Origin of the sequence: Terribacillus halophilus, assembly GCF_900101385.1 — a bacterium.
Classification (GTDB): domain Bacteria; phylum Bacillota; class Bacilli; order Bacillales; family Amphibacillaceae; genus Terribacillus; species Terribacillus halophilus.
This window is the reverse complement of the sequence record NZ_FMZB01000009.1, coordinates 78,493-91,264: the sequence shown is the minus strand read 5'-3', so window position 1 is coordinate 91,264 and position 12,772 is coordinate 78,493. Positions and strand designations below refer to the sequence as shown.

General features: G+C 45.1%; 11 protein-coding genes. 8 read left to right on the top strand and 3 right to left on the bottom strand.

Annotated elements, in window-relative coordinates; all coding sequences use genetic code 11:
* Positions 1–128: 128 nt before the first annotated feature.
* The 3 genes from BLQ53_RS14900 to BLQ53_RS14890 all read right to left on the bottom strand — a co-directional run bounded on the left by BLQ53_RS14900 (position 129) and on the right by BLQ53_RS14890 (position 4,029).
* Entirely contained in the window at positions 129–1,481 is a 1,353-nt protein-coding gene (locus tag BLQ53_RS14900) for a M20/M25/M40 family metallo-hydrolase (RefSeq protein WP_093728101.1), read from the bottom strand.
* 18 nt (positions 1,482–1,499) lie between these two features.
* The gene (locus BLQ53_RS14895; protein WP_093728100.1) at positions 1,500–2,714 is read right to left on the bottom strand and encodes a hypothetical protein; all 1,215 of its coding nucleotides are present in this window, start codon (positions 2,712–2,714) and stop codon (positions 1,500–1,502) included.
* A 364-nt stretch (positions 2,715–3,078) separates the two neighbouring features.
* Positions 3,079–4,029, bottom strand: coding sequence for a LysR family transcriptional regulator (locus tag BLQ53_RS14890; RefSeq protein WP_093728099.1), 951 nt, complete (start codon positions 4,027–4,029; stop codon positions 3,079–3,081).
* Between the two features lie 180 nt (positions 4,030–4,209).
* Here BLQ53_RS14890 and BLQ53_RS14885 point away from each other — a divergent pair, with 180 nt between their 5' ends.
* The 8 genes from BLQ53_RS14885 (at position 4,210) to BLQ53_RS14850 (ending at position 12,748) form a co-directional block, all read left to right on the top strand.
* The gene (locus BLQ53_RS14885; protein ID WP_093728098.1) at positions 4,210–5,112 is read left to right on the top strand and encodes an RluA family pseudouridine synthase; all 903 of its coding nucleotides are present in this window, start codon (positions 4,210–4,212) and stop codon (positions 5,110–5,112) included.
* A 131-nt stretch (positions 5,113–5,243) separates the two neighbouring features.
* Positions 5,244–5,579 carry a PadR family transcriptional regulator gene (locus BLQ53_RS14880; protein WP_093728097.1) on the top strand — a complete coding sequence of 112 codons (336 nt, stop codon included), beginning with the start codon at positions 5,244–5,246 and terminating at the stop codon, positions 5,577–5,579.
* Positions 5,576–6,106 (top strand): DUF2812 domain-containing protein, encoded by a 531-nt coding sequence (locus BLQ53_RS14875; protein ID WP_093728096.1) that lies wholly within the window; start codon positions 5,576–5,578, stop codon positions 6,104–6,106. Before BLQ53_RS14880 ends, BLQ53_RS14875 begins: the two co-directional genes overlap by 4 nt.
* Complete coding sequence (locus tag BLQ53_RS14870) at positions 6,106–7,182, top strand: zinc metalloprotease (RefSeq protein ID WP_093728095.1); 1,077 nt, start codon at positions 6,106–6,108, stop codon at positions 7,180–7,182. Before BLQ53_RS14875 ends, BLQ53_RS14870 begins: the two co-directional genes overlap by 1 nt.
* 249 nt (positions 7,183–7,431) lie before the next feature.
* Positions 7,432–8,592 carry a M20 metallopeptidase family protein gene (locus tag BLQ53_RS14865; RefSeq protein WP_093728094.1) on the top strand — a complete coding sequence of 387 codons (1,161 nt, stop codon included), beginning with the start codon at positions 7,432–7,434 and terminating at the stop codon, positions 8,590–8,592.
* Between the two features lie 76 nt (positions 8,593–8,668).
* Positions 8,669–9,325, top strand: coding sequence for a polyprenyl diphosphate synthase (uppS, locus tag BLQ53_RS14860; protein ID WP_093728093.1), 657 nt, complete (start codon positions 8,669–8,671; stop codon positions 9,323–9,325).
* Between the two features lie 179 nt (positions 9,326–9,504).
* Positions 9,505–10,686, top strand: coding sequence for a M20 metallopeptidase family protein (locus BLQ53_RS14855; RefSeq protein WP_093728092.1), 1,182 nt, complete (start codon positions 9,505–9,507; stop codon positions 10,684–10,686).
* A gap of 406 nt (positions 10,687–11,092) precedes the next feature.
* Entirely contained in the window at positions 11,093–12,748 is a 1,656-nt protein-coding gene (locus BLQ53_RS14850; protein ID WP_093728091.1) for an SLC13 family permease, read from the top strand.
* The last annotated feature ends 24 nt before the right edge of the window (positions 12,749–12,772 follow it).

Sequence of the window (12,772 nt, the reverse complement as noted above, 5' to 3'; positions counted from 1 at the left end):
GGGTTCTCAAATATGGTTGTAAATATCTTAAAAGAGGCTACGTAAACTATAAAAACAAAAACCGAACGTACGCGAATCCTGCTTCAAGGATTCACGTCACAGTCCGGTTTTTAAGTTAAATCAATTGGTTAGTTATAATTCCCCAATGTGTGGATCACGTGGGCTGTGCAATGGATGCCATTCAGGAAATAGTCCACATCCAAGTTCTCGTTCGGTGAGTGATTATGCTGATCGAAGTTTGCATAAGGCACAATGACAGACGGCAGGCCTAAGATTCCTGTCCACACATAATCCGGAAGGGAACCGCCCATGCTCGGCTGGATGAGAGGATTTGTTTCATAAGCAGCCTCGACAGCGCTGATGACTTTCTGAATGATGGGAAGTTCAGCCTTGGTGCGGGATGGCTGCATACTGCCTAGATATGTAACTTCAACATCTGGTGCGTAGGTCTGGACGTGGTTTTTGATTTTTTCAAAAATGTCTAGAGGATTTTGATCGACGACAAGACGAATATCCATTTTGAGTCTGGCTGTAGAAGGGATGATCGTTTTTGTTCCTTCCCCTGTGTAGCCGCTTTCCATGCCAAAGATATTGAAGGTAGGTTCACCGGTCATCTTCTGATAATAGGAGGGACCATCCAGGGCTAGTGCTGGATAGCCAATCTTTTCGCCTAGTGTCTTTTGATCGTAAGGCAGCTTTGTGAGCAGCTGTTCTTCGTAGGCTGTAAATGGACGGATGCTGTCATAAAAGCCTTCAATTTTTACGTGTCCGTCAACATCACGCATCGTTTGCATCAGTTCGATCAGTTTCCAGGCCGGATTAGGTACGATATTGCCTGTGTTGCCGGAATGGTTATCCCGATCAGCTCCTTTGGCATCGAATTGAATCGATAGCATGCCGCGCACTCCAAGCAGTACGAGCGGAGAAGAGCTGTTGTGGGATGGACCATCGGACGTGTACACAAGGTCGGCCGTAAGCAAATCCTTATGTGCCTCCACAAATGCGGCTAGATTGGTACTGCCTTTTTCTTCCTCTCCCTCGAAGACGAATTTGATATTGATGGGCAGCTCACCAGCTGTCTCTTGATAGCTTTTTACGCCAAAGAGCTGTGCCATCAGCTGCCCCTTATTATCGCCGACACCTCGGGCATAAATTTTGCCGTTGCGGATCTTTGGTTCGAATGGCGGAGAATCCCACGCATCATAAGGCTCTGGAGGCTGGACATCATAATGGCCATAAATGAGCAAAGTAAAAGCTTCAGGATCTTTGATCAGTTCACCATAGACAACGGGATGACCGGCGGTTGGGATGATCTTTGTCTCGATTCCGAGCTCCTCCATCATACCCTTCAAAAGTTCTGCGCATTCCTCGATGCCGTCATCCTGCGTACTGATGCTGCGCTGTCTGAGCAAAGTGAAAAGCTGGTCGAGGAAATGTTGTTTATTTGTTTGGATAAAGTTTTTCAATGCATTCGTGTCCATCAAATTCTCCTTTGTCTCTTAGTTGAGTGTACCGATTAATATGGTGGCAATCAGGATCGAGCAAGTCGTCACGGTTGTAAATCCACCCATAAGCATCGGCGTCACTATCTCATTCATGATGGCTTCCCGTTCTTCTTCTGTATCCCCGACTTCACGGCTGATTTCCTCACAAAGGATATAATCCGCAGGGAATCCGAAAAGCGCAGTCAATGCAACCGGCATACCAAGATACTTGCCGACGCCCAAAAGCTTGGATGCCAAAAGACCACCCAATGTCACACCTGCTGTACCAAGCACACAGATTAAGAGAATCTCCGGGATATAGCCGGCCAAATCAGCTGGTGTCACATCATCCATGGAGGAGATGACGATGAAGATCACGGCAATCATAGCAAGGCCGGTTGCATTGGCTTTTTCCATCGTTTTTGCTGGATAGAAGCCGATATAAGCGCCGATGACCCCTATGATCAGACAGAAAATAGTGTAGTTGATACCGGTGAGGGCATCAAGGATGATGGCAATACCACTGCCTAAATAAAGCTGGAGGATGAAGATAAGCGATGTCTGATATTTTTCAGGCAGAAGCAGTTTTCGCCCATTTTGTGCTTTGACCACTGTATTGGACCGTTCTTCTACAGCTGCCTCTTTTTCCAAAGCAGCACCGCTTTGGAGGCGTGCCTGTACTTGCTGTTTTACCGTGACGGCATGTTTTTTCAGGAAAAAGGAAGCAAGCGGGATACCGAATAATTTATGGATGCTTAATACCAATGCGGGGATGATCACAAGGCTGGCTAATCCCAGTTCAGTCAGTTTTTCGCTTGTCACAAGATAAGCTACAATCCCGCCGACTACTGGACCAGCTCCGGCGACTGCAGTTTCATAATCAAAAAATATCGGAACGACTCCCAATACTAGTGCTACCGCAGTAATCGAACCAATCAAAGCAATCAGGATTGGTTTTAGCTGTCCTTTAATCAGGGAGAAAGGCACCACTGTACCTAGGTGCACGACAAATGGGGCCACAATAAGCGAACCTAACGCGGTAATGGCAGAATCAGACATAAGCCCAGTCGGTATGATTCCGGTCCAAAGGAGTGCAACATAAAGCAGCAAAGCAGCCAGCAGCATAGGGATGCGTGCTTTCGTCCAAATGGAGATGAGTTCTCCCAAACCTAAAACAGCAATCAATAATAAGGTAATCATGACGGGGTTGCTACTTATCTCACTCCACATCTACATCCTCCTCCAGTTTCTATGTAAGAATATTATTAAAAACTAAACTATATTCAGAAAATTGTCAACATACTAATTAATTGACGCAGCCAATCTATCAGTCATCTGTGGGTATGCTCCGGCCGCAAAGCTGTTATATGAGGGATTAATTGTGAAGTTCTACCAGAAGCGCTTATGAATGAAGTCATTGGAAGCTCTAGAGTACGAGAGAAGTTCATACTTGAATCGATCATGCCTGTTTGCAGGCAGTAGATAATGGGGGGTAAGGGTATATAGCATACTGACGGGGCCAAGCAGATGGAACACTTTAAGAGGCAAACCGCGGGGCCTGAATACAGCTGTCCAAAAGAAAGAGCCAAGCGAGTCATTCGCTTAGCTCTTTTTCCTTGTACATGACTTGGACGAAGCGTTTGAGTTCATTCGTCAGCCCGCTGATGGCATCCTGGAAACGGTTGTTTGCCTGATATTCTAGAGCCACTGAAGCTGTTAGGTCCAAATCGTCTATAGGCATGATGGCGATGTTGGTCATTCTTTGCTCACTCATATGGTAAAGGATGGAGCGCGGCAGGGCTGTATATCCATAGCCGCTCTCGATAAATGAAAGCATATTCTGTACATCATCAACCATCTGATATTCTTTGGCCTGCAATAAGCCTAAAAGGGAGCTGATCTTTTCCAGATTATTCGTCAATGCTGCATGCTCGAAGACAATCAATTTCTTATCCAGCTTATTTGCATTTGCGAGCTTACCGTCGAGAATCGGAACATCCTCCTTATGACAAAGGATGACAAATTTATCTTGAAGCAGCGGTTCACAAAGAAATGGAGTCTTTGCCAAATTCTCATAATGGATGGAGAACTGAATGCTGCCATATTCCAATAATTTTTTCAAAACGTTCGTCGGCCTCGTTATGAATTTGAAACGAATGTGGGGAAAGTTTTCCCGCATGTAGGGGATGATGATGTGGTTGAATACCGGAGCCAACCAAATATTGATGCCGATCCTGAATTCATCTTTTCCGGCATTGATTTTGCTGAGTAGCTGATAACTTATTTTGTTATCCCCTGTGAGTGCAAATGACGCATCTTGCAGTTCCCCGAGCAGTTCAATTGCATAAGGAAGGAAAAAGTAGCCTTCTTCTGTCAACTCGATACCATCCCAACTGCGAGTCAACAAGACGAAGTCAAGTTCTTCTTCCAGTTTCCGTATTCGTGTACTTAATGTAGGCTGTGTAATATGCAAGGCTTTTGATGCTTTGGAAATACTTTTATTGGAGACTACTGCTAGAAATGACTCCAGTCCGTCAATATTCATGTTCCTTCACTCCTGCCGTTCTATACTTGTCCATCTTATATTTTTTTACACAAAATGTATAGGAATCTTTGCAAAATTCCTTTATCTAGAAAAGCAGAACTTGTATTTCCAATCGAGAACACTTAAGATGAAAGGATGCACGAATGACGCCATCACGAATGGTACAGAAAGGATCCAAAAATGAAAAATAAACGTCCGCGCTCTCGAGGTTTCCGACCTGCGAAGCCGAAAGTATATAAAGTAACAGAAACAGAAGAACTATTACCTTTCTTATTGAAGGTTGTCGGCAAGAGCCGAAATTCAGTCAAATCCATCTTGGCTCGCGGTCAGGTGTCCATTGATGGCCGGGTTTCCACACAATTCAACGACAAGCTGAAGCCAGGTCAGGAAGTGACCATCCGGACAGATATGGTAACGGAAGCAGCACCGCTTCAAGGCATTACGATTATGTATGAAGATGATACGATCATCGTCATTGAGAAGGCTTCCGGCCTGTTGTCAATCGCTTCCGATAATGAAAAAGCGAATACAGCTTACCGCCAATTATCTGATTATGTGAAAGCGCAGCATAGTGATAATAAGATTTTTGTCGTTCATCGGCTGGACCGCGATACATCCGGTGTGATGGTATTCGCCCGATCAGAGAAAATTAAACAAAGAATGCAGGAATCGTGGAAAACAACGAAGGAACGAGCTTATGTGGCCCTTGTGGAAGGTGACGTCTCCAAGTCAGAAGGAACCATTACTTCTTGGCTGAAAGAAACGAGTACACATAAGATGTATTCCAGTAAGTACGAGAACGACGGATTGAAAGCTGTGACACACTACCAAGTACTTCAAGGGAACAAGGACTTTACCTTGATGGAAATAAGCCTGGAAACAGGACGGAAAAACCAGATTCGTGTTCATATGTCAGATATCGGGCATCCGATTGCGGGAGACAAAAAGTACGGGGCGCAGGATCGTAGCATGAAACGTCTTTGCCTGCATGCCCGCAAGCTGAATTTTGAACATCCAGTCAATGGTATGCCGCTCAGGTTCGTATCCGATATTCCGAAACTATTCACATCTAAATCAAGGTGATTTAAAAAGCAGAGCAAACGTTGCTCTGCTTTTTTCTATAGAAAAAATTTATACCTATTGTCAGCAACTTCCATACACAGTATTATATCCATAAGTGATATATCAAAAACGGATATAAAGGAGAACTGATTATGGCGAAAGGAAAATCGTTGGATGAATTGACGGATCCCGTTTTCTACATCTTGGTTGCATTGGTGGAGCCAAGGCATGGATACGCCATCATGCAATATGTAGAAGAAGAAACGAATGGAATGTTTAAGATTGGTCCAGCCACGTTGTACACCATCATCAAGAAATTGGTGGATGCTGATTTGATTGAAGCTGAACCAGACAGCGAACCGCGGCGGAAAACATATGTAACAACAGCAGCTGGTATTTCGAAGCTCGAAGAGGAAATCAAAAGGCGGAGCAGAATGGTCGACTTGGCGAAAGAAGTTTTACAGACGAAGGGGAGGAAGGGACGATGAGACAAACAAAGTATGTAAGTTCAGGCGGACTTGCCTTTTCGGAGAAAAAGGATATGAAGAAGCTTGCCAAGCAAGCAGCGAAAGGCTGGCATCTGCAGGATTTTGCCTTTATGGGTTATCGACTGATACGCGGTGAACCGAAGCAAGTGCAATACATGATTGATTACCGCACATTGGATGAAGCAGAAGAACAAGAGTACTTGGAAATGTTCAAGTTTTCTGGCTGGACATTGGTATGTAGCTCATATGGAATGTACATCTTTGAGGCTTCTGTCGAAGCAGCACCGATTTATACTGACGCAGATACTAAGCAGGATAAATTAAAGCGAGCAGCGACTTTCATTCCGAAAATGGCATTGGTAACAACCATATTGACTCTTATTGGTTTCTTTATCGTCCGCGTAACAGATAGCTGGATAGCCTCGATAGTTTGCTTACTGCTGTTCATCTTAGCTGTGTTGAGTTTGATGATGACAGCAGCCTTTTACTATCGCTCCATCAAGCTGATGAGAAAGGGGAAAGACTGATGCATAGAAGACCGTTGTTCGGATTTGCTTTCGCAGTGTTTGTGTTTACGGGTGTATATTTCTTCCTGCCGAATTTGCAGTCGGAAGTCATCACATATGCACAGCTTGCTGCGGCAGGCTTCTTGGCAATAGCGCTGCATGAGCTTGGTCATGTTATCGGCGGAAAGCTGATGGGAATGAATTTTGGGTACGTTGTTGCAGGGCCTTTTCATATTGAAAAAGGAAAGAAAGGCATAAGATTGCGTGAAAATCGTAATTGGGGACTTATCGGAGGAGTCGCCTTAATGCTTCCGACTCCAGGACATACGGAAGATAGACTTCGGAAGGACTTGTCAGTCATGACGATCAGCGGCCCTATCATGAGCAGTAGTCTATGTGTTCTATTTCTGGCGATGTGGCATTTTAGTACTATTGAATTCTTTGCTTTTTGCAGCATGTTACATGGGGGAATTCTGGTAGCTACCATTCTGCCGTTGCCAAATGGTGATTTTCAGACAGACGGCTCAGCCTTCTATCGATTAATCAGGCAAACGGAAGCAGGGGAGCGCCAGATTCAATCTGCCAAGCTGATGGCCGAAATGTATGGAGCGAAGCGTCCCGTGTATTGGTCGTCTTCCCTATACGAGCAGTGTAAAAAGAAAGTGGAGACAGCAGCGGAGCTTAAAGATGTATTTATAGAGTCTATGTTTGTCTTTTACGTGGAGGCAGATAGAGATGGAATAAAGCCAGCGATAGAGCGTCTTTTCCATCACTTCCGGATAGAATCCGATAAGAGGATGGCTGTCTATCACGGCCCCTTCCTGGAATGGCGCATGCTTGCCGATGCCATAAGCGGTACGTTGGATGATAAGACACTGCACAAGTACGCTGAAGGCGTGACGATGTTCAGCGATGGTACATACAGCCGAATGCAAGCAATGCTGGCTTGGTCCAGACAGGATTTAAACAAAGCATTGGCTTACAGCAAAGAAGCTTTTTCCCCTTATGCGAAATTGAATGGATTCGGGGTTTTGGAGCGTGAATGGACGAGGATGCTTGCAACCCGTATCCGAACATCCGTTAAAACGATTGCTTAAATGAAGGCTCCCGGTGTGGGAGCTTTTCTTTTTAGTTAGGGCAGAGTTGATGTTATTTTACCTCATCCGTAAATAAAAAGGTGGGGGCATTCTTTAGGCGTGGAGGAGAATCAAACCAGGATATTTTTGGAAAAAATCTAGGCGTCAGTACTCGATCCTTTGTCTCTTGTAGCTTACGCATATGGTTTATACAATTAAATAATTCACTTAAGTTAAATAAAGAGCGATAGTAATTGAGGGAGGATTAATATGAAGGACGTTACTGAATTGCACAAACAGCATCTAAGAGAGTGGAGGAGACATCTGCATGCAAATCCAGAGCTTTCTTTCCAGGAAGAGCGTACATCTCAATTTGTTTACGATACGCTGGCATCTTTTGGGAACCTGGAATTGAGCAGGCCGACAAAAACGAGTGTGATGGCGAAGCTGAAGGGAGCGAGGCCGGGTAAAGTGATCGGCTTCCGAGCAGACATGGATGCTTTGCCAATCCAAGAAGAAACTGACTTGCCTTTTGCTTCAAAAGTCGAGGGTGTGATGCACGCCTGCGGCCATGATGCCCATACTGCAATCCTGCTTACTGTGGCAGAGATTCTGAGTGCCAAGCAGCAAGAACTATGCGGAGAAATACGCTTCTTTTTCCAGCACGCAGAAGAATTATTCCCTGGCGGTGCCAAGGAAATGGTGGAAGCTGGTGTCACTGACGGTGTGGAGATGGTATTTGGACTGCACGTGGCCTCACAGCTGCCACAAGGTAAGGTTGGTGTCATCTATGGACCAGCAACGTCCAATTCGGATCAGTTCCAATTAACAGTAAGGGGAAAAGGCGGACATTCCTCACAACCTGACAAAACAGTAGATCCAGTTATCATCAGTGCGCAGATCATTACCAACGTGCAATCAATAGTCTCCCGGATGACTAGTCCGAAAGAAGAGCTGGTCGTCTCCATCACGACGCTGCATGCAGGTGAAGCAGTCAATGTCATACCGAATGAAGTACGTATTGGAGCATCTGTACGTTCGCTCACGCAAGATGTACGAAAAAATGCGATCACTGCATTGGAACGTATGGTGAAAGGCATAACCGAAGCTAATGGAGCTGCATATGAATTAGAGATTACATACGGTTATGATTCTGTTATCAACGATGAGGGTGCTACTGCAATAGCAGAGCGTGCCCTGAAGCGAAAACTGGGCGAGGATGCAGTTCTTCGCGGCAGTGCAATCATGGGAGGAGAAGACTTTGCTGCCTTTGCCAATGCCGTCCCTGGCTGCTTTGTCTTTGTTGGTGCAAAGGAAAAAGATAATCCGGCTCCCGCACCCCATCATCATCCGCAATTCCGAATCGAAGAGGATGCGATGGAGGATGGTGTCGACTTCTTTCTTGGTGTTGCAGAGGAACTTGTATTTTAAAGGGGAGTCATCGCACTCCTCTTTTTGTTTACAATTTTTGTAACATATCTTAAGCTACAAAGCAGGAGGGGATGGTATGAACAGGATACCGGAGCATGTGGCAATCATGATGGATGGAAATGGAAGATGGGCGACAGAGCAGGGAAAACCTCGCAGTGCTGGACATTATGCCGGAATGCTTGCAGTAAGAAGGACCATCGAAGCGGCAATCCGGCTAGGTATACAAAATCTGACGTTATATGCTTTCTCATCAGAGAACTGGAAGCGCCCGAAACAGGAAGTGGATTATATCATGCGTTTGCCTGGCATTTTTTATAACACAGAGATGAAAGCACTCAAAAAAGCAGGAGTCAGGGTAGAATTTTTCGGAAATCTGCAAGCATTGCCACCGAAGACTTTGGCAGTGGTAAAGAAAACGATGGAGGAAACGATACAGAACCAAACGTTGATTCTTCGGATTGCGCTCAACTACGGAAGCAAGGATGAGATTGTGGAAGGATTAAAAGAAATGGCTCAATCAAATAGTCAAAGGATACAGGAATATGAAGAACTGCGACAGTTCTTTTGGACAAAAGAGATGCCAGATGTGGACGTACTGATCCGGACAAGCGGGGAACAGCGTTTAAGCAATTTCCTGCTGTTGCAAGCAGCCAATGCAAAATTAGTTTTCATTAAGGCGTATTGGCCGGACTTCGAGGGAGATATGTTGTCAGATGCGATCGCAGCGGATTAATTTTACGCTATCATGTTCTGACATAAAAACATTTTATAGCTAGTCTCAAACAATGTTCTTATTAGAATTGTAGAATGGAGATTTTTATTGGGGGTTTAAAGCGAATAGCAAGAGTGCTATCATAGTTAGCATAATTTTTCTGAAATATTCAATTATTCCAAACCGGAAGGAGAGATTTTATGCTAGCGAAAAAAACCGTAATTGAATTGACCAACGAGCAGATAGAGGAAATTGTCAGCTGGAGGAGATATCTGCATCAGCATCCGGAGTTATCTTTTCAGGAGTATAAAACATCTGCTTTCCTTTATGAAACATTAAGCACTTTTCCTAATTTGGAAGTGACCAGGCCTACGGAAACAAGTGTAATGGCCGTGCTCAAGGGAGCGCATCCTGGAAAGACGATCGGTTTCCGGGCTGATATGGATGCATTGCCGATCCAGGAAGAAACCGGTCTACCTTTTGCATCCGAAAACGAGGGTGTCATGCATGCATGCGGACATGACGGACATACAGCTATTTTGCTTGGTGTCGCCAAAGCTTTAAGTGCGCAGCAGGAGAAGATTCATGGTGAAATACGCTTTTTCTTCCAGCACGCTGAAGAGCTGTTGCCGGGGGGTGCCAGGGAAATGGTTGCGGCTGGCGTGACAGAAGGTTTGGATTATGTGTTCGGTTTGCATCTTTCTTCTCTTACACCATTAGGCCAGCTGTCGATCACACCGGGAGCTGCTACTTCCAATTCGGACATGTTCCACGTCACGATAAAAGGAAAAGGCGGTCACTCTTCACAGCCGGAGAATACGATCGATCCGGTTGTCACGAGTGCGCAGATTATCACTAGCCTGCAGACTGTCGTTTCACGTATCACAAGCCCGAAGGATGAATTAGTTGTATCCGTCACGACATTACAAGCAGGTGATGCGGTCAATGTCATCCCCGAAGAAGTGAAGATTGGAGCATCTGTCCGTTCCTACAGTCAGGATGTACGAAAACGGGCAGTCGAAGCAATCGAACAGATCATCAAAGGCGTTTCTGCTGCGAATGGCTGCCAGTATGAATTGAATTATACGTATGGCTATGACTCTGTCGTCAATGAAAAGGAAGCAACTGCTATTGCATGTAAAGCTATCCGACGAAAATTGGGCGATGGGGCAGCTGTTGAAGGAGAGGCAATCATGGGAGGCGAAGATTTCTCAGCTTTTTCAAACGTTGTACCTGGCTGCTTTGTGTTCGTCGGTGCTTGCTCCCCTGATAACCATTCGCCGGCGCCACATCATCATCCAAAATTCCTTATCGACGAAGCGGCTTTGAGCAATGGGGCAAATATGTTCCTTGCGATTGCTGAAGAGTTGGTAATGGAATAGGTGGAACAGGCATCACTGCTGCAACAGTGAAGCTGATCATCCTGATAATTATCGAACTGGGAGAATTTTAGTCGATTATTTCCCGGGCAAAGATTACTGGTGTTAAACAGGAAAAAGAAAATCGGAACAAAAGCAGAGAAGGAATTAGCAGATTCGGTAATTGTTCGTTCAGAGAAACAGAACTTCGCTTACTAATACGGATAATATAATGACGATCATCCAGGTGGGGGAGCTGAAGAAGCAGCTTTCCGTCGAGGCTGGAATTACAAGCTGACAGCGGGCATATGTCCGCTGTTTTTTGTACAAATATTTGACAGAACAACCCAGTGTCGAATAGGCTTATCATGTAATCATCTGTATTTGCTTACATCGCTATGTAAGCGCTTAAATAAAAGGAGGCGATTGGATGAAATCTAGTATGTTATCCGTTTGGAATGGTCTATGGAATACCCATGACAAGACAAAGAAATTATTGCTGTTTGCTGTACCTACTTCGAAAAACACAGCACAAACTAAAACCCTGGAGCAGTCTGGCACTTCCAACAAAGCACCTCGAACGTATAAACGCCCTCAGTTGATTGGATTATTTTTAGGTCCTCTCTTGTTTTTGTCTGTCATTTTGTTTTATTACCCCGAAGGTCTGAGTTACGAAGGACGTATGGTATTGGCCACTACTTTATGGGTAGCGACATGGTGGATCACAGAAGCGATTCCCATTCCGGCAACTAGTTTATTGCCGCTCCTTCTTCTTCCAGTGACACAAGGGCTGGATGGAGATACAGCAGCCTCAAGCTATGGCGATCCAATCGTTTTCCTTTTTCTCGGTGGATTCCTGATTGCCATGGCAATGGAGAAATGGAATCTGCATAAACGAATTGCACTGAATATCATCAGTGTTGTCGGAACGAGTACATCACGGATTGTGCTTGGTTTCATGATTGCGACCGGCTTCCTTTCGATGTGGGTTTCCAACACGGCGGCAGTCATGATGATGCTGCCGATAGGGACGGCTATCATTTATCAAGCTAGTCAAGCTGCAAAAGCCAGCAGACAGGAAATTGGGGAAGATAATCGTAAATTTGAGAAATCGCTGGTCTTCGCCATCGGTTATGCTGGTACAATCGGTGGTCTTGGAACGCTGATCGGAACACCTCCGAATATTATCCTGGCAGCGATGGCAAGCAGCTTGTTCGGAGTGGAAATCTCCTTTGGCGGCTGGATGCTGATTGCGGTACCGATTGTAGTAATTCTCTTGTTTTCGTCATGGATTTATCTTACCAAGGTTGTCTTCCGAATCAAGATGAAGGAGCTGCCAGGAGGAAAAGACCTCATACTTAAACAAAAACAAGATCTCGGTAAAATGTCCTTCGAGGAAAAAGCCGTTCTCACTGTATTCACTTTCGCGGCTTTTATGTGGGTAAGCCGCACTTTCCTTTGGGAAGCGGATGCAGTGCTTGAGATTATCGCTATACCTGGCATCAGTGATACATTCATTGCGGTATTGGCAGGGGTATTATTATTCTTGATTCCAAGTGTAAATAAAAAGGGACAGAGAATTCTTGATTGGGACGTTTCCAAAGAACTGCCGTGGGGAGTGTTGCTTCTATTCGGCGGGGGGCTTGCAATCGCAGCTGGATTCACTAGTTCTGGGCTTTCACAATGGATCGGAGACCAACTGACGGTCTTGGAAGGTATGAATATCCTCTTGATCATCATTATTTCAACGACACTAGTATTGTTCTTGACGGAGATTACGTCCAATACAGCAACTGCCACGATGATTCTGCCAGTGATGGCATCATTGGCATTGGCTTTGGATGTTCATCCATATGCGATCATGGTTCCGGCAGCGATGGCCGCCAACTGCGCTTTCATGCTGCCGGTTGGAACGCCACCGAATGCTATCATATTTGCATCTGGTAAAATAACAATAGCGGAAATGGCGAAGATAGGCTTTATTTTGAATATCTTCACTCTTATACTTCTCATACTGGGTGTCTTTGCACTGGTCGGACCACTGTGGGGACTCGATTTGAATGTGTATCCTGAGTCATGGAAATAAATTAATCGGAGTCTGCCAATGGCA

What these genes read in the sequence shown, in the direction of transcription:
- BLQ53_RS14890 (WP_093728099.1), bottom strand. Translation starts at nt 4,029, where the DNA reads ATGAATATTGACGGACTGGAGTCATTTCTAGCAGTAGTCTCCAATAAA.
- BLQ53_RS14855 (WP_093728092.1), top strand. Translation starts at nt 9,505, where the DNA reads ATGCTAGCGAAAAAAACCGTAATTGAATTGACCAACGAGCAGATAGAG.
- BLQ53_RS14895 (WP_093728100.1), bottom strand. Translation starts at nt 2,714, where the DNA reads ATGTGGAGTGAGATAAGTAGCAACCCCGTCATGATTACCTTATTATTG.
- BLQ53_RS14850 (WP_093728091.1), top strand. Translation starts at nt 11,093, where the DNA reads ATGAAATCTAGTATGTTATCCGTTTGGAATGGTCTATGGAATACCCAT.
- BLQ53_RS14875 (WP_093728096.1), top strand. Translation starts at nt 5,576, where the DNA reads ATGAGACAAACAAAGTATGTAAGTTCAGGCGGACTTGCCTTTTCGGAG.
- BLQ53_RS14870 (WP_093728095.1), top strand. Translation starts at nt 6,106, where the DNA reads ATGCATAGAAGACCGTTGTTCGGATTTGCTTTCGCAGTGTTTGTGTTT.
- uppS (WP_093728093.1), top strand. Translation starts at nt 8,669, where the DNA reads ATGAACAGGATACCGGAGCATGTGGCAATCATGATGGATGGAAATGGA.
- BLQ53_RS14880 (WP_093728097.1), top strand. Translation starts at nt 5,244, where the DNA reads ATGGCGAAAGGAAAATCGTTGGATGAATTGACGGATCCCGTTTTCTAC.
- BLQ53_RS14900 (WP_093728101.1), bottom strand. Translation starts at nt 1,481, where the DNA reads ATGGACACGAATGCATTGAAAAACTTTATCCAAACAAATAAACAACAT.
- BLQ53_RS14885 (WP_093728098.1), top strand. Translation starts at nt 4,210, where the DNA reads ATGAAAAATAAACGTCCGCGCTCTCGAGGTTTCCGACCTGCGAAGCCG.
- BLQ53_RS14865 (WP_093728094.1), top strand. Translation starts at nt 7,432, where the DNA reads ATGAAGGACGTTACTGAATTGCACAAACAGCATCTAAGAGAGTGGAGG.